We start from the raw sequence: 16,368 nt of genomic DNA, 5'->3' as shown, positions 1-16,368 counted from the left end.
GGAAAAAAATTAGGATTTACATATCATTTTTGAGATTCAGACTTGTCAGAAGAATAGCCAGCAAAGAAAGGACAACAAATAAGATCCAAGTCAACTGCATATCCCATACGGCTACAAGTGAAAAACAGGCTGTACCAAGAGGTACTGATAAGGTAAACAATAAACCTAAAAAATTACTGGTACGAGCTAGAACATCTGGAGCTAGATTTTTCATGAGCATGGCACTAATCTTTGGGGACACTTTACCAGACACATACAAGGTTAAAAAGAGGAATAGCAAACCAAGCACGACTTGATTGAATAAGTTAGCCAGACCAACTAGACTGACTCCTAATGTCGCCCACATCATCAATCTAGGCAAGGACTGCTTCCCAAAATAATCATTGCCCGTAAGGCTACTGATGATGATTGCTAATAAAACACAAACTTGTTCGATAAATAGTGCCTCTGTGTAAGAAAAATTCAAGAGAGAATGGCTCAAAAAGAAGATGTTATAAATGCTTCCCAGAGCGCCGCCCAGGGCATTGATAAGCAAGACAGCAAAGATCATGAATCCAAAGTTTTTCTGTCCACTTTTTAGAAAAACGAGACGTAAATTTCGGTAAATTGTTAGGAACTGTTCTTTGATAGAAAGCTTCTCATTTTTTAGGATTTCACCATCAGGAGATGAAATTGACAGGCCCAATTTGCTTCTTCCTAAAAAGAGAATAGCGGCTGATACTAGGAAAAAACAGGCATTGATTCCCGCAACGAGGGAAAAATTATTGACCGATAGACCTAAGAGCCAGACTCCAAAAGCCTGACCACCAATAGCTGAAATATAGGTGATAAACTGGGAAAAAGAATAAGCCTCCATTAGATCATTTTCAGCCACTTTTTCCTTAATAAGAGGCATGCGCAAACCACCTGCAAAATCACTGATCACATCACTGATGACATTAATCAAACACAGGCTAGAAAAGGCAAAGAGACTGGCTTGACCAAGCACCAGAGCTGCCAGGAAAAAGAGAAGAGCCTGAAACAAACCGCTGTAAGTCATCCATTTGATCTTGTCCCTCGTGTAATCTGCCCGAATCCCTACAAAAACTGTAAAGAGAGTCGGAAGAATCATCACAATATTCGCCATAGCAACCGCAAAAGAGGCTTGTGGCAAGGTCGATGCATAGACAATAAATACCAAGTTAAAAATAGAAGCACCAAAAGCATTGAAGAAGCGTGACAAAGTCAATAGGCGATAAGCTTGATTTCTAAACAATAATTTCATAGATAATCTCCCTTCTTGTTATAAGTTCAATATGAAGTATGACCATAGTATAGCACTTATGAATTAGCGAGAAATTTTTTTGAATATATGCAACAAACAAAATGAAAAAAAGAAACTATAGAACTTCTTTGATGACCTGAGAGAGGTCAAGAGTTCTATCGCTTCAAATTTTAAATTATTTTCTTACCTTGCAGATATTCAAGCATCAGTCGTTTTTCTATAGTATTCGGCAGATTTGTTACAGCCAAGCATCTCAAAAATACGAACAGCATCTTCCATCTTTTTTTGTCCTTCCTTAACTCTGCCTTGCTTGCTATCAAGGAGACCTTCCGCCCACAAATAGACAATTCGGAAATAGGTCTCATTTTCCTTGTAGAAATGCTCTTCGATAACACGCTTAAAATAACAGGCATTGGTAAATTCTTCACACTCAATGCTGGCTAAAAAACCATTCAATAGCATGGTGTGAAAAAGGTTCCGATTTCCCTTCATTTCCATTAGAAAATCAGATTTTCGGACCATTTCTCGTACATATCTAGTAAAAAGAGGAACAGATAAGAGTGGGGAACTAACTGAGAACAAATTGAGTTCATAAATTCCCCAAATCTCGGTAGAAAACAGGTAATCATGAAGGACTTTCTCTTCCTCTGCTGTTAACTCTACCGTTTCATCCATGCTTTTCATATAAGACTTGATCATAATGGCATTTAGAATATGTTTCTGTTTGTTTTGAGAATTGGCATGCTTTTGATATTCCTTGCGATACAAATCCTCGAGAGGCGCTATATTCTTTGGCTCCAAGATATCTGTGATTTCTTTTCTCAACTCAGAATCTGTATCATACTGAAAACCTCTAGCCAGAAAGAGGATTTCCTCCATACTCGCAGATATATTTTCTAAGGCAAATAGAAACTTTTCCATCGAAAGTTCACTCTGTCCTGTTTCAAAACGAGACAACATGGACGGAGAAAATTGTCCCCCAGTTGCTTGTCTTAGTGAGATATTTCTTGACTCTCGTAATTGTCTAAAGACTTTTCCAATCTGCTCCATAGACTTCCCCTTGATTCCGTATTTTCTTCATTTTATCATATTTTTCAGAAAATTCATCAAAAGCTTGCTAAATTGTCAGAATTATGAGAAAATAGAGGATATTTATCAGGTGGAGGGACTGTTATGAGAGACGATATCAAAATCAATGACCACGCTTTGGCCTTACAAGACCAAATTATCGAAAAACTAGAGAAGGTTTTTGATACAGATGTGGAATTGGATGTGTACAATCTGGGCTTGATTTATGAAATCAATCTGGATGAAACGGGTCTCTGCAAGATTGTCATGACCTTCACTGACACCGCCTGTGATTGCGCCGAAAGTTTGCCTATCGAAATCGTCGCAGGTCTAAAACAAATCGAGGGTATCGAAGATGTCAAGGTTGAAGTTACCTGGTCGCCTGCTTGGAAGATCACACGAATCAGTCGCTACGGCCGTATCGCCCTTGGACTGCCACCTCGTTAATACTCTTCAAAAATCTCTTCAAACCACGTCAGCTTTATCTCCAACCTCAAAGCTGTGCTTTGAGCAACCTGCGCCTAGCTTTCTAGTTTGCTCTTTGATTTTTATTGAGTATAAGCAGGCAAATCACTTTTGAAGATGAAAAGAAGCAAGCCGAAATGGCTTGCTTTTTGAGTTTATTTTTTACCTGACTTGTCCATATTCCAGAAGTCTGTCACGGCTCCGCGAGAAGCGGATGATACGATGTGGGCATATTTACCGAGAACACCACGGCTGTAAAGTGGTGGCAAGGTTGTTTCTGCCTTGCGTTTTTCAAGTTCTTCTTCAGATACGGCCATGGAAATTTCTTTGGTATCTTGGTCAACCGTAACGATGTCACCTGTACGGAGGTAGGCAATCGGTCCACCATCCTGAGCTTCAGGAGCGATATGTCCGACAACCAGACCATAAGTACCACCAGAGAAGCGTCCATCTGTCAAGAGGGCAACCTTATCTCCTTGACCTTTACCAACGATCATAGAAGAAAGTGAGAGCATCTCAGGCATACCAGGACCACCCTTCGGTCCAACGAAACGAACAACGACAACATCGCCATCAACGATTTCATCTGTCAAGACAGCCTGGATAGCGTCTTCTTCTGAGTCAAAGACCTTAGCTGGTCCAACGTGACGACGCACTTTAACACCTGATACCTTGGCAACCGCTCCATCAGGGGCAAGGTTCCCGTTCAAGATGATAAGCGGACCGTCTGCACGTTTTGGATTTTCAAGTGGCATAATGACTTTTTGGCCTGGTGTAAGGTCTGCAAAGTCAGCCAAGTTTTCAGCGACTGTCTTACCAGTACATGTGATACGGTCGCCATGAAGGAAACCATTTGCCAAAAGGTATTTCATAACCGCTGGCACACCACCGACTTCGTAGAGGTCTTGGAAGACATACTGACCAGATGGTTTCAAGTCAGCCAAGTGAGGCACACGTTCTTGGATTGTATTGAAGTCCTCAAGTGACAAGTCAACATTAGCCGCATGGGCAATGGCAAGCAAGTGAAGAGTGGCATTTGTAGAACCACCGAGAGCCATCGTTACAGTGATGGCATCTTCAAAGGCTTCACGAGTCAAGATATCTGATGGTTTGAGACCAAGTTCCAGCATCTTAACAACAGCACGTCCTGCTGCTTCGATATCTTCTTTCTTGTCGGCTGATTCAGCTGGGTGAGATGAAGATCCTGGCAAACTCATACCGAGAACTTCGATAGCAGTCGCCATGGTGTTAGCTGTATACATACCACCACAGCCACCAGGGCCCGGGCAGGCATTACATTCAAGACGTTTCACGTCCTCAGCTGTCATGTCACCGTGGTTCCATTTTCCGATTCCCTCAAAAACAGAAACCAAGTCAATGTCTTTTCCATCAAGATTTCCCGGTGCAATGGTTCCACCATAGGCGAAAATAGCTGGAATATTCATGTTAGCAATGGCAATCATAGAACCAGGCATGTTCTTGTCACAGCCACCGATAGCGACAAAGGCATCGACGTTATGACCACCCATCGCCGCCTCGATGGAGTCCGCGATGATATCACGAGACGTCAAAGAGAAACGCATACCAGGCGTTCCCATGGCAATCCCGTCCGCTACGGTAATAGTTCCAAACTGAACAGGCCAAGCGCCTGCAGATTTGACACCTTCTTTAGCCAATTTCCCGAAATCATGCAAGTGGATGTTACATGGTGTATTTTCCGCCCAAGTCGAAATCACTCCCACAATCGGTGTTTCAAAGTCCTTATCTGTCATACCAGTCGCACGAAGCATAGCACGGTTAGGTGATTTAACCATGCTGTCATAAATGCTACTGCGGTGACGTTTATCTAATTCAGTCATCTTATCCCTCCCATTTCAGTTTTTACTATTATAGCACATTTTAAAGGCAATGAACAGAAGAAAATTCTTGAATTTTCAGAAAATTCCGATTAACAACTTCTAATTTTTTCATCTTTTTTTGTCAAGTAACTTTACTTTACAAAAAAAATGTGTTATCCTAGTATGGTTGATGAAAATCACTAGATTGAATCGAATTTAAATACCTAAAGGAGAAATCAAAATGGCAGTACCTGCACGTCGCACTTCAAAAGCGAAGAAAAACAAACGTCGTACACACTACAAAGTAACAGCTCCATCTGTAAACTTTGACGAAACTACTGGAGATTACTCACGTTCTCACCGCGTATCACTTAAAGGATACTACAAAGGACGTAAAATCGCCAAAGCTGCATCAGCTGAATAATAGAAGGGAGATACCATGCGCGTAAATATCACACTTGAACACAAAGAATCTGGTGAACGCTTGTACCTTACTTCTAAAAACAAACGTAACACTCCAGACCGTCTTCAATTGAAGAAATACTCACCAAAACTTCGCAAACACGTAGTGTTTACAGAAGTTAAATAAGCACACCTAACTCAAAACGCCTTACTGGGCGTTTTTTGCTTTATTGGTTAGCGATCTATAGTTTTTCAGGAGAGATTTATGGCGTTTTATCTTTGGATGTTTCCTCTACTTTTTATCTTTCACGATATGGAAGAAATTATCGGTCTTGTCCCTTGGATCCGTCTCAACAAAACCTTACTGACCCAAAAGGCTCCAGCTATTCTCAAGATTCACAAAGGAATTACAACAGAGGGATTTGCCCTTGCTGTTTTTGAAGAATTTTTCCTTGTCTTAACCATCACTTTATTAGCGTTTTTTACTCAATCTAGAGCGCTCGAATTGGTTTGGTTAGGAGGATTTGCGGCCTTCGCGCTTCATCTCTTGCTCCATATTGGACAATCAATTCTTCTCCGCAAGTATATTCCTGCTCTAATCACTTCTATCCTTTGTTTTCCTATCAGTGCTTATTTGATTACAGACATCGTGCATTTGTGGCAGGTTTCGACTAGCGAATTTTTCCTATTTTCACTGGTCGGTTCAGGCATCGTCGTCATCAATCTCCTCTTTGCTCTCTGGCTTGGGAAAAAGTATTCCACCTGGCTTGCCCATAACCATTAACAAAAGTTCCTTGCAATTTCATTTTGCAGGGAATTTTTTTATCCTCCTTCACAGTTAAGAAATGTTCTATAGTTTTTTAAGACAAAGCAAAAAGCCCACTGTTGTAGGCTTTCTGTAAGATATTTCTTAAAATTAAAGCATTTTGTTATCTTCCTACTTAATAGGTACAGAAAAACAGGACTAAGCCTGCTCAGTTTTTTGCCCTGTTTCTACAAAAGTTTATTGCTTATAAATAAGTATAGAAAATGAAAAGGGTAACTAAAAGGGGAATTAAATCGATGAGTTCAGTAAGCAAGTAAATTGCACCTGTTATAGGTGCTTTTTATTTTGCTACTATTATATTACAAAAAGCACCATACGGTGCTTTTTCTTTTATTACTCTTTTTCTTCAAGGTTTTTATCATCTCTTGCTTTACTCTTCTTAAATACACTAATATAAGCCACAGCACTTGCTAATAAGATACCTAACCCTTGTATATTTTTGTTGTTATAAATAAGGAACATCGAACCTATTACAATTATTATTCCTATTATTCCGGCAAAAATGACACCCAAAAGAGCATCTCTGTTATTTGCAGTAACAACTTTTTTCTCTAAATCCATACGGTGTGTAGACTGTTGTTCCGCCATTTTCATTATTCTATCTGCACCGTTAGGAATTGAAGCATTAAACTCCTTTAATAGATGTGGAGGAGGAATTGGCCCTGAATAACTCATGCTTTCAACACGTTGAGCTATCAGTTTATCTGTAACTTCTTCTCGAACATCTGTTGGTTGTTTTTCGATGAACTCTGTAACTTGATGAGCCGTTGTAAGGTTGGATTTAGAATTAGGGTTGGAGCTAGGCTTGTGCTTTGACTTCTTTTTTGAATTGCTCATAAGCCCCCCTGATATCATTACCAATCATAAACCAATCATTAAAAATAGCTTTTTTATCAGCTTCTTCACCAGAGCGTGATGTATTGTAAACTCTCTTGTTTCTTGTGGATGCAATATCAAGAACTCTGGATACTCCTGATAAAAAATCATTTTCAGCCACTAGAAAAGTTGTCTTCTTATTCATGATTTGCCTCCTAGTAAAAATATTGTACGAATCAAAATCAATCCATACTATATCAAGTATACACTTTTTAAAAAAATTTGTCACTACTTTAATTCAACTTTCTAAAAAAGATTAAAATATATACTTACTTATTCGAAAAACTTAATGCTATTATTTGGAAATTAAAAAATTAACTTTCATTATCGCTTATACCTTTTGCAATGTTTTCTATATCAGCTTTTTTATTCTTTAAATGGTAATCTTTGACCTCCCTATTATTTTCTTTTAACATTCTATGATTTTACAATATCCTTGTATTTAAAAGTTTTTTAGGCTATAATTAAATTAACGAATAGAGGTTTTCCATCTCCCCTTGAAACAGAACTTTCTGCGGTAGGAGGTGGGACACTTCTATTTTTATTATTTATCTATTAAAGCGATAAGTACCCAAACATCTAAACAATTCTACTTTATCCATGACCATAAGCCACCTCTCAAAAGAGAACGCAAAAAAAGCAGTCTCATTCTATGAAACTGCACTAAAAAGCTTATAACTGAACAAATAACTGAACAAACCCAGAAATCAACTTTTTAAGACAAAGCAAAAAGCCCACTGTTGTAGGCTTTTTGTAAGATATTTCTTAAAATTAAAGCATTTTGTTGTAGAATTCAACGACAAGTGCTTCGTTGATTTCTGGGTTGATTTCGTCGCGTTCTGGCAAACGAATCAATGAACCTTCCAATTTTTCAGCGTCGAATGATACGAATGCTGGACGTCCAAGAGTTGCTTCTACTGCTTCAAGGATAGCTGGAACTTTCAATGATTTTTCGCGAACTGAGATTACTTGACCTGGGGTTACACGGTATGATGGGATATCAACACGTTTTCCGTCAACAAGGATGTGCCCGTGGTTTACGAATTGACGTGCTTGGCGACGTGTAGTTGCAAGACCAAGACGGTAAACAACGTTATCCAAACGACGTTCCAAAAGAAGCATGAAGTTGAAACCTAGGATTCCGCCTTTGATTTTTGTAGCTTGTACGAACAAGTTACGGAATTGTTTTTCACCTACACCGTAAGTGAAACGAAGTTTTTGTTTTTCAGCCAATTGCAAACCGTATTCTGACAATTTAGAACGGTTGTTTGGTCCGTGTTGTCCTGGTACGTAGTTACGACGTGCCAATTCTTTACCTGTACCTGTAAGTGAAAGGCCAAGGCGACGAGCTTGTTTCCAAGATGGTCCTGTATAACGTGACATATGTATGTCCTCCTGATATAAATAATATTTCGGTGGAAATAGTCACTTAGAAAGCCCTGATTCGTGCAGATGCCCTTCGCCTAAACAGCCAAGGTTACTTGTCATAAGACACCTGTTGACGAGCTTCATGCTTTCCTGCTGCTATTTCACACAAGGGCTATTGTACCATGAAAAACTAGATTTGTAAAGGGATTTTACGCCTTTATTTCAATTTGAGGCTGAATGTAAACTTGCTTCCTAAACCATACTGACTTTCTGCTGTGATTTCGCCACCTAGCTGATGTGCTAGTTCTCGTGCAATCGCAAGTCCTAATCCATGTCCACCTGTCTTCATATTGCGCGAAGTTTCTACACGATAAAGTCGTTTAAAGATCTTTTCCAAATCCTCAGGAAGGATCCCCTGACCCTCGTCTTTCACACTGATTGTCAGCTCTTGTTCTGTTAATTGGGCAAGAACCTCGATTCTGGTTCCTGGTTCTGAATATTTAAAGGCATTGTTTAACAAATTGACCAAAATGCGAGAAAGTTTGTCAGAATGGCTCTTGATTTTCGCCGACTCAGGTGATACTTGAATGTAAACATCCCGCTCCTCTTGTTCAATCTGGAGTTGAAATTCACTCATTGACTCAATCAGCAATTGATCTAAAAATACCTCTTCGACTTCTTCATCAGCAGTATCTTGAGGTTGTGTATTGAGAGTCAAAACATCCAATTCCTCCACTAGCTTGTTTAGACGCTCAGTTTGCCGACCAATCGTGGCTAAGTAGTGGAGCCGCTCCTCTTCCTTAATCACCCCATCTAGAATTCCCTCCACAGTAACCTGAATGGAGGTAATGGGAGTTTTAATATCGTGAGAGAGCTGTGCAATCATCATTCTCTTTTCTTGCTCGCTCTCATCAAGTGATTGAAAGGTAGCTTGCAAATTGTGGGACATGTCATTAAAAGCCTGTCCCAGCTCTTGAAATTCTAATGGTCCTTTGGTTTCGATTTCTGTGCTGAAATCCTTGCTGGCTATATCCTGAGCTTGTTTTTTCAAATGTTTCAGAGAAGAGAACACAGGCGACAAAAGAAAGATGCTCACTGCAGCGCCAATGAAACTAGCAATCAAGGTCATTCCAACTAGAAAGTAAACTTCACTTTTCTCAATCAACATTCGTTGGACTGCCCAGAAAACGACCAAAATCGTTAGTAGAGTCGACACTAGATACCCCACTAAAATATAGTTTTTTAATTTCATTTTCTACCTCTTGGTTTTTCCATCTTATAGCCCAAACCCCAGACAGTTTTGATAGCAGGAGCATTTGAATTTGTATACTTGGTCAACTCTTGCCTCAAAGCATGGATATGAACATTGAGTGTATTGGTATCATCCACATAGTCCTCTTGCCATATCTTCTCGTAAAGTTCCGTCTTTGAAAAGACTCTCTCAGGATTGCTGGCTAATACCCATAGAAGTTCAAAGGATTTTACTGTCAATTCCAAAGGTTGCTCCCCAATGCGAACCTCATGAGTCACATGGTTGATCACTAAGTCACCAAACTCGATCTGTTCTGTCTCTCCTCCACGGCTAAGGCGACGCAAGATATTATTCACTCTTAAAACCAATTCGCGTGGGCTAAAGGGTTTGACTATAAAATCATCTGCCCCCAAACTTAACCCATAAATCTTATCCTGTTCGCTTGTCTTAGCAGTTGTAAAGAGGAAGGGTTGATCCGGAGCGATGTACTGAACTTCACTGATAAAATCATAACCGTCCATATTGGGCATCATGATATCTGTGATAATGAGGTCGATAGATTTTTTTCTGAAAAGCTCTAATCCCTCCTTACCATCATGGGCGACCAAAACGTCGTAACCTGCCTGTAAAAGATAGCGGTTTTGAATATCTAGAATATCTATCTCATCATCAACCAGCAAAATTGTCTTTTTCATCTGACACTCCTTCGATAAAAACAGTGTTATACTTGCTTTAGTATAACACTATTTTCCCTAATGTTTAAGTGATTTGAATCTTAATCTTCTCGTTTGGTTGTCAAACCCAAAAGTCCAACAAGACCTGCCAAGGCTAGACCAAAGATACCAAGGCCAGCTGTAGCCGTTTTAGCTTCCCCAGTATTTGGTAGCATCGCTCTATCATCTTTTTTCATCATATTAGCCATTGGGCTAGAAGCTGGTTGATCTGCTTTCATATCTGACATATGGTGATTTGTACCCATCATGCCCTCAGTCGTACCTGTAGAGCCTGTTTCAGAAGGCTTCGTATTCATCTGACCTTGTTGAGATGGTGTTGTCGCCATTTCTTTTCCACGAAGCTGAATCGTTACTTGACGAGTAGCATTCAGATTGGTCAAATCTGGTTTGCCGTCTTTAGCGCCATAGACTTTAACAGTAGCTAGATACGTATGGGTTCCGTTAGCTCGAAGTTGCTCCAGCAAGGCCTGACCATCTTTGCCAACCGTATTGCCATTCAAATCCACTTCGTAGAAATATTGACCTTTAGCCAAGCCTTCAAGTGGCAATAGAGCAGGATTTTTAGCTGTTCCGTTGTCTGACCATGGGGCTTTGTCGGAAGCTTTTAACAAGAGGCGAGTCAACATACCATCTCCACCAAAAGCTTCGTATGGAATAACTTGGTTGACACCGGCCAAGAAAGGTCCAGGAACATTTGCTTTGTCAAGGTAGCTAGCTGGAACATCAATCATGTCTTTGACATTGTTAACAACAGACTCTTTAACCTGATTTGGTGTGGTTGAAGCGTTCAAATTAACAGTCAAATCTTTAGTCGCTACCAGATTAGTTAAGTCAGGCTTGCCGTCTTTTGCACCGTACACCTTGATAGTAGCTTTATAGCTTTGCGTACCATTTTGTTTCAAGAGGTCAAGCAGCTCTTTATCTGATTTTCCTTGGGAGCCTGCCAAGTCTACTTCATAGAAGTAAAGGCCTTTGCCCAATTTCTCTACTGGTGGAAGAGCGGGATTTTTGGCTGAACCGTTGTCTGACCATGGAGCCTTATCAGATGCTTTCAAGATAAGGCGAGTCAACATGCCGTCACCAGCGAAGAATTCGTATGGAATGACTTGATTGACACCAGCTGTGAAGGGACCAGGGAAGTTAGCCTTGTCCAAGTAAGTGGCTGGGACATCTACTGTATCTTTGGTATTGTCAGCCACACCTTTTTGTACTTCAGCTGGGGTGGTCGCTGGTTGCGATTCACTGGCTTCACGGTCTTGCCCAGAAACTGTAGACGCAGAACTTTCCACAGGTTTAACTGCATCTTCTGTTTGTTTCTTAGAGTCAGGTTGTGCTTGCACTTCTTCTTTTGGTGCTACTGCCGACTCTTTAGCAGTTGCGTCCGCTTTTTCTGACGAGCTTGTCGTATCCTCACTTGCTTTAGGTGTTGGAATAGACTGTTCTGAAGGAAGAGCTACATCGACTGCTTTTTTGAGAACCTCTGCTGGTAAGTCGCTCTTTTCACTCACCGAAGCAGCGTCTGGCACGACTTGGGCAGGAGTCGGATTGATGACATCAGCACGTGCAGAACTTGGTTGACCGACTAGGACAAAGAAGCCACTAGCCACAACAACTGAAGCAACACCGACACTGAGACGGCGAATTGACCAACGAGTATATCTCTGATTTGGATTGAATTTCATAGGATTCTCCTTAGAGTTTTCTTTTTTTTGATGATTCTAGTATAATCTCCTAAAATTAAAAAGGATTAAGAAAAAGTTAAAATTTTTCTTAAACCCCTCTTATAAAATACTTATATTGACTCGTTAATTATCAGAAAATAGAGTAGCACTTCCTCTCCTACTCACTTAGCTCTGCCAAAGTATCCAAATGTTGGTTATTAATGACGGCCATGATGTAGGCATCTGCCTGCAAGAGGTCATTAGGTCCGAATTGGACATCCAGAGGAGCATTTTCGTAGGCACGAAAGCCAAGTACGTTGAGGTTGTATCGCCCACGCAAATCCAACTGACTGAGGCTTTTACCTACCCATGATTGGGGGATTTTCATCTCGACAATCGATACATTCTTGTCCAGCTGAAAGACGTCTACGCTGTTATGAAAGAGGATGGTCTGCGCCAATGAGCGCCCCATTTCAAACTCTGGTGAGATGACTGCGTCTGCCCCGATTTTTTCTAGAACCTTTTTAGCTGTATGACTTTTGACCTTGGCAATAACGGTCGGTACTCCTAGACTCTTGCAGTGCATAACCGCTAGAACACTGGACTCCAAATTTTCACCCGTTGCGACAACTACGGTATCGCAGGTGTCAATCCCCGCTGATAGAAGGAGTTCTTCATCCGTGATATCTCCAACTACTCCACGCGCCAGCACAGGTTCAAATTGATTAATGCGTTCCTCGTGGTCATCAATAGCGATGATATTCATGCCATGCTTGGCTAGGGCAGCCAAAACACTGCTCCCAAAAATTCCCAAGCCTAAAATTCCAATTGTCCGATCTGACATCGTTCTTCCTTTCTTATCCGATAGTGATATCTGCTTTCATATAGTGAATCGTATCTTTCTTGTCTGGCTGGTATTCCGCTACACTGACCAGTAGTGTCAAGGGACCAATACGGCCGATAAACATCAACAACATAACGATGCTGAGGGCTATCTTGCCTAGCTCCGGTGTTAAATTCGCCGTCACCCCAACTGTCGCAAGGGCTGAAATGGTCTCAAACATGAGGTAAATAAAACGCGGATTTCCCTCTGCTGTTATCCCTAGTAGGATCAAGCCCAGCAAGAATGTTAGCAAGAAGATAATAAAGACACTGAAAGACTTTTGCACGGTTCGGGGTTCAATAGTCCTCCGAGCCACATTGGCATGAGGCAAGCCCAATAGTTCGCTACGGGCAAAGACCAACAAAACAAAGAAGGTCGTAATCTTGAGCCCCCCTGCTGTCCCTCCAGGTGCCCCACCCAGAAACATCTGCAAGATGTAGATCAGTAAGGTAACTGGTCGAGCCTGTGTGTAGTCAATGGAAGCAAAACCTGCCGTTCTCATGCTGACGGTCTGGAAAAAGCTAACCAGCAGTTTTTCTGGGAAACTAAGATTTCCAATCGTCCCAGGATTATTCCACTCAATTAAGAGAGTCGATACTGTTCCAAAGAGCAGAATTCCCGCAGTTAGAAGGAGAACCAACTTAGTATGAAAGCGAAGGCGTCGTTTTTTCTTTTTCCCAATCTGGGTCGCTAGGTCAAACCAGACCATAAATCCTAGACCACCCGTGATAATCAAACCAGCAATCACTAGATTGATCAAGGGGTCCGTTTGAAAGGCTACCAAACTCGTACTTCCAAAATTATCAAATCCAGCATTACAGAAAGCTGAAACAGCCAAAAAGATAGAGGTTAGAATCCCTCGCCCCCAGCCAAATTCAGGAATGAAGCGGAAACTCAAGAGAAAGGCTCCGAGCCCTTCCACCAGAAAAGTCGTCAGAAAGATTGAGCGGATGAAGTCCTTTAGAGACTGGGTTTCTCCATAACTGAAACTTTCTTGAATAGTCTCACGACCACGAAGACTGAGCTTTTGCTTGCCTTGGATATAAAAGATTCCAATAAAGGTCATAAGCCCCAATCCACCGATCTGGATCAAGAGCATGCAAATCAACTGGCCCCAGATATTGTAAGTAGAGGCCACTGGCTGGGTAAAGAGCCCTGTCACACAGACCATAGACACAGTCGTAAAGAGATGGTCAAAGTAGGTCGCTTGTGACGTCCCTGCTTGCACAAAGGGGAGGCTTAAAAGGAGCGAACCTAAGAAGATCACTAGGGCAAAACTTAAAAAGATGCGACGGGCTGGTGATAACCGAGCCAGAGTCATATTTATTTTTTCCAAAAAAGATTTGATTAACATAGCTACATTCTACCATAAAAACAGTCAGAACACTCACATGTGGTACACAATGGCAAGACAGAGTTCGAGTGCCTTATCAAAAGCTTCTGCGCCCCAGTCACGACTGTCGTAGTTATCTAGATCTGCTAAGGAATCTGCGGTAAAGAGCAACTCTCCCCAGACAACCCCACGTAGCTGAGACACTGCCGCAAGAGCAGAGCACTCCATCTCCACAACAGCACAGCCTTCCTCCTTGCGATAGGCAACCTTTTCAGCCGTCTCTCGGTAAAAACCATCTGTCGTCCAGGTCATAACTTCCTCATAAGGAATACCTCTTTGTTCCAAGACTTGCTCAATAGCAGAGACAGCCTCAATCTGCATCTCCATATAACGAGAAGGCGCTACATAGTGGTAACTGGTCCCCTCATCTCGCAGAGCGCGAACAGGGACGAGAAAGGCATTTTCCTCTATATCCGCTAGGACTCCACAGGTACCTGTGGAAATGATTTGCTCCACACCATAGCCAATCAACCAATCCATAAACTGGGCCGCTGGGGCAGAACCCACGGGCGCCTGGGCCAGACAAATCTCCTCGCCCTTGTAGTTGAGGACGTAGACTGGATAAGTCTTGGTGGCAGAAACGAACTCACCAGCACAGTCCGCCCCTACTTCCTTAGCGTAGCGGTCAATCTCCTCCTCCAAAAATGCATAGATACACTTCTTTGGCAACTTTAAGTCTAAACCCTCGTGATTCGGCATAAGGACCGCTTGGGGATTGTCATCAAACTCCAAAATGGGGATCGCATGTTTCTGAATCATAGCCCACCTCCTCTAATTTTGTACTATTGTATCAAAAGCTGACGAAGTGTCAAGGAGTTGTCTTTACATTTCCTCCAGTAACAATACAAAAACCTCCCTTCTCTTTCGAGAAAGGAGAATTTTGCTTATCCTTGTCCGCCAGGGGCTGGACTGCCGTCTTGAGGGCCTCCATTTGGTCCACCGCCTCCAGGCATAGAGTTAACAATTTCCGTTTGTTTTTCACCATTGAGATAGATATCTCCACCTGTGTAGGTCGCTGTTCCATCAAAGTCAAAACCTGTTTGACCAGTCATTTTAATGGTTCCGCCTGTGACCGTGATATTGCCGTTTGAGTCGATTGGATCTGTATCCCCTTGACCAACTTCTACTGTCAGGTTCCCACCGTTCATGGTGAAGAAGATTTCACTCTGTTGGGCGTTTTTGTTGGCTGCATTAACCCCATCATCTGTTGAGTAGATGGTAATGTCCCCACCGTTGATAGTGATTGACTTGCCTTCAAGTCCTTCTGTCGAATTCTTGACGGTGTAGGTACCACTATCGATGACAAGGTCTCCAGAAGCGTGGATGCCATCATCCCCTGCTGTAACAGTGATGTTGTTGTTAGATAGATACATGGTTCCGACTGAAGTATCCTCATCATTGTCCACCTTGACCCCATCTTCTTTGGCATCAATGGTCATGGTCGTTCCAGTGATGTTGAGTTCATCATTGACATTAAAGGCATCGCCAACTGCTGTGATGTTATAGGTTCCACCCGTGACGTGGAGGGTGTCGTTGGCCTTGATACCATTGTTTTTCTTGCCATCTACATTGAGAGTACCTTTCCCGTTGATGGTCAAGTCCACTTTAGAGAAGAGAGCTGCGTCGGCTTTTTCGTCGCTGTTGGAGCTTGAGTCAGAGAGACTGTTGGTGGTTCCCTCTGCCAGAGTCAGATAGACATGACCGGCTGATATCGCAGAAATTGCTGCATTGGTATTGGTCATGGTCGCACCTTTTAGGACTAGGTGAATATCTGCAGACTTATCTGCCTCGATCTTGATCTGCACTCCGTCAGACTGACCTGAAATTACATAGGTGCCAGATTTTGTGATGGTCACTGTTGATTCAGAGACTGTCACCCCATCTCCAGAGACGTTTGCTGATGAGCCAGATAGCTCAATCTTAGAAGCTGTGCTTTCATCAAAAGAAGTATCATTGTCCTTCTCTGTAAAATAGGAAGATTGATTTGTCTTTGTTGCAGTTGTTGTGGCACTATTTGTCGTTGCATTGGTATTTGATGTAGTTGTTGACTGGGCACATGCTGCCATCAGCACCATTGCCGTTAAACTCGTTGCGAGTAGGGTCCATTTTTTTGATTTCATACCTTTTTCCTCTCCTTCGTATGATATAGCTAGACAGTCTACAGAAGATTCCTGAAACGAAACTAAAACTTTTCTGAAAGTTTCCTTAAATTTAGTTTGGATTAGATTTCGCCTAGTAATTTTTTAGAAAGGGCTACCAGAAACAATTTTTGAACGCTAAAATACCTTTAATAGATTTTTTAAACCAACACTCCCCAGTACGATGTCTCCTTGACCAA

Annotated in this window: 17 protein-coding genes; 4 read left to right on the top strand and 13 right to left on the bottom strand. The window is 41.8% G+C overall.

Annotation, left to right across the window (positions count from 1 at the left end):
• Positions 1 to 16: 16 nt before the first annotated feature.
• On the bottom strand, positions 17 to 1,264 hold the full coding sequence (locus M1F97_RS06830) for a transporter (RefSeq protein ID WP_247944622.1): 1,248 nt from the start codon (positions 1,262 to 1,264) through the stop codon (positions 17 to 19).
• Positions 1,265 to 1,462: 198 nt separating this feature from the next.
• On the bottom strand, positions 1,463 to 2,314 hold the full coding sequence (locus M1F97_RS06825; RefSeq protein WP_247944621.1) for a helix-turn-helix domain-containing protein: 852 nt from the start codon (positions 2,312 to 2,314) through the stop codon (positions 1,463 to 1,465).
• 123 nt (positions 2,315 to 2,437) lie between these two features.
• On the opposite strand from M1F97_RS06825, the gene M1F97_RS06820 reads away from it, so the two are divergent.
• Positions 2,438 to 2,779: a metal-sulfur cluster assembly factor gene (locus tag M1F97_RS06820; RefSeq protein ID WP_247944620.1), complete on the top strand. Its 342-nt coding sequence runs from the start codon at positions 2,438 to 2,440 to the stop codon at positions 2,777 to 2,779.
• Positions 2,780 to 2,952: 173 nt separating this feature from the next.
• On the opposite strand, the gene ilvD is transcribed toward M1F97_RS06820, so the two are convergent.
• The gene (gene ilvD, locus M1F97_RS06815) at positions 2,953 to 4,656 is read right to left on the bottom strand and encodes a dihydroxy-acid dehydratase (protein ID WP_000137349.1); all 1,704 of its coding nucleotides are present in this window, start codon (positions 4,654 to 4,656) and stop codon (positions 2,953 to 2,955) included.
• Positions 4,657 to 4,876: 220 nt separating this feature from the next.
• Here ilvD and rpmF point away from each other — a divergent pair, with 220 nt between their 5' ends.
• The 3 genes from rpmF to M1F97_RS06800 all read left to right on the top strand — a co-directional run bounded on the left by rpmF (position 4,877) and on the right by M1F97_RS06800 (position 5,821).
• The gene (gene rpmF / locus M1F97_RS06810) at positions 4,877 to 5,059 is read left to right on the top strand and encodes a 50S ribosomal protein L32 (RefSeq protein ID WP_000290417.1); all 183 of its coding nucleotides are present in this window, start codon (positions 4,877 to 4,879) and stop codon (positions 5,057 to 5,059) included.
• Between the two features lie 15 nt (positions 5,060 to 5,074).
• Positions 5,075 to 5,224, top strand: coding sequence for a 50S ribosomal protein L33 (gene rpmG / locus M1F97_RS06805; protein WP_001265622.1), 150 nt, complete (start codon positions 5,075 to 5,077; stop codon positions 5,222 to 5,224).
• Positions 5,225 to 5,302: 78 nt separating this feature from the next.
• Positions 5,303 to 5,821, top strand: a complete 519-nt coding sequence (locus M1F97_RS06800; protein WP_169447110.1) for an HXXEE domain-containing protein — start codon at positions 5,303 to 5,305, stop codon at positions 5,819 to 5,821.
• 375 nt (positions 5,822 to 6,196) lie between these two features.
• Here M1F97_RS06800 and M1F97_RS06795 read toward each other — a convergent pair whose 3' ends face one another.
• The 10 genes from M1F97_RS06795 to M1F97_RS06745 all read right to left on the bottom strand — a co-directional run bounded on the left by M1F97_RS06795 (position 6,197) and on the right by M1F97_RS06745 (position 16,150).
• Positions 6,197 to 6,700: a DUF2335 domain-containing protein gene (locus tag M1F97_RS06795; RefSeq protein WP_169447109.1), complete on the bottom strand. Its 504-nt coding sequence runs from the start codon at positions 6,698 to 6,700 to the stop codon at positions 6,197 to 6,199.
• A complete protein-coding gene (locus M1F97_RS06790) occupies positions 6,663 to 6,884 on the bottom strand; it encodes a hypothetical protein (RefSeq protein WP_247944619.1) in 222 nt (73 codons plus the stop codon). The genes M1F97_RS06795 and M1F97_RS06790 overlap by 38 nt, the downstream gene beginning before the upstream one ends.
• Before the next feature lie 626 nt (positions 6,885 to 7,510).
• Entirely contained in the window at positions 7,511 to 8,122 is a 612-nt protein-coding gene (gene rpsD / locus M1F97_RS06780; RefSeq protein ID WP_169447093.1) for a 30S ribosomal protein S4, read from the bottom strand.
• A gap of 202 nt (positions 8,123 to 8,324) precedes the next feature.
• Complete coding sequence (locus M1F97_RS06775) at positions 8,325 to 9,359, bottom strand: sensor histidine kinase (protein ID WP_143989092.1); 1,035 nt, start codon at positions 9,357 to 9,359, stop codon at positions 8,325 to 8,327.
• Positions 9,356 to 10,054: a response regulator transcription factor gene (locus M1F97_RS06770; RefSeq protein ID WP_169447092.1), complete on the bottom strand. Its 699-nt coding sequence runs from the start codon at positions 10,052 to 10,054 to the stop codon at positions 9,356 to 9,358. The genes M1F97_RS06775 and M1F97_RS06770 overlap by 4 nt, the downstream gene beginning before the upstream one ends.
• Before the next feature lie 80 nt (positions 10,055 to 10,134).
• On the bottom strand, positions 10,135 to 11,775 hold the full coding sequence (locus tag M1F97_RS06765; protein WP_247944618.1) for an SSURE domain-containing protein: 1,641 nt from the start codon (positions 11,773 to 11,775) through the stop codon (positions 10,135 to 10,137).
• A gap of 157 nt (positions 11,776 to 11,932) precedes the next feature.
• On the bottom strand, positions 11,933 to 12,598 hold the full coding sequence (locus M1F97_RS06760) for a potassium channel family protein (RefSeq protein WP_247944617.1): 666 nt from the start codon (positions 12,596 to 12,598) through the stop codon (positions 11,933 to 11,935).
• A 13-nt stretch (positions 12,599 to 12,611) separates the two neighbouring features.
• Positions 12,612 to 13,991: a TrkH family potassium uptake protein gene (locus tag M1F97_RS06755; protein WP_247944616.1), complete on the bottom strand. Its 1,380-nt coding sequence runs from the start codon at positions 13,989 to 13,991 to the stop codon at positions 12,612 to 12,614.
• 33 nt (positions 13,992 to 14,024) lie between these two features.
• Positions 14,025 to 14,789, bottom strand: coding sequence for a nucleoside phosphorylase (locus M1F97_RS06750; protein ID WP_247944615.1), 765 nt, complete (start codon positions 14,787 to 14,789; stop codon positions 14,025 to 14,027).
• A gap of 125 nt (positions 14,790 to 14,914) precedes the next feature.
• Positions 14,915 to 16,150, bottom strand: coding sequence for a carbohydrate-binding domain-containing protein (locus M1F97_RS06745; RefSeq protein ID WP_247944614.1), 1,236 nt, complete (start codon positions 16,148 to 16,150; stop codon positions 14,915 to 14,917).
• Positions 16,151 to 16,368: the final 218 nt, after the last annotated feature.

Origin of the sequence: Streptococcus oralis, from assembly GCF_023110435.1 — a bacterium.
Lineage (GTDB): Bacteria > Bacillota > Bacilli > Lactobacillales > Streptococcaceae > Streptococcus > Streptococcus oralis_CF.
The sequence above is the reverse complement of the archived record's forward strand: the minus strand, read 5'-3'. Positions and strand labels throughout refer to the sequence as shown.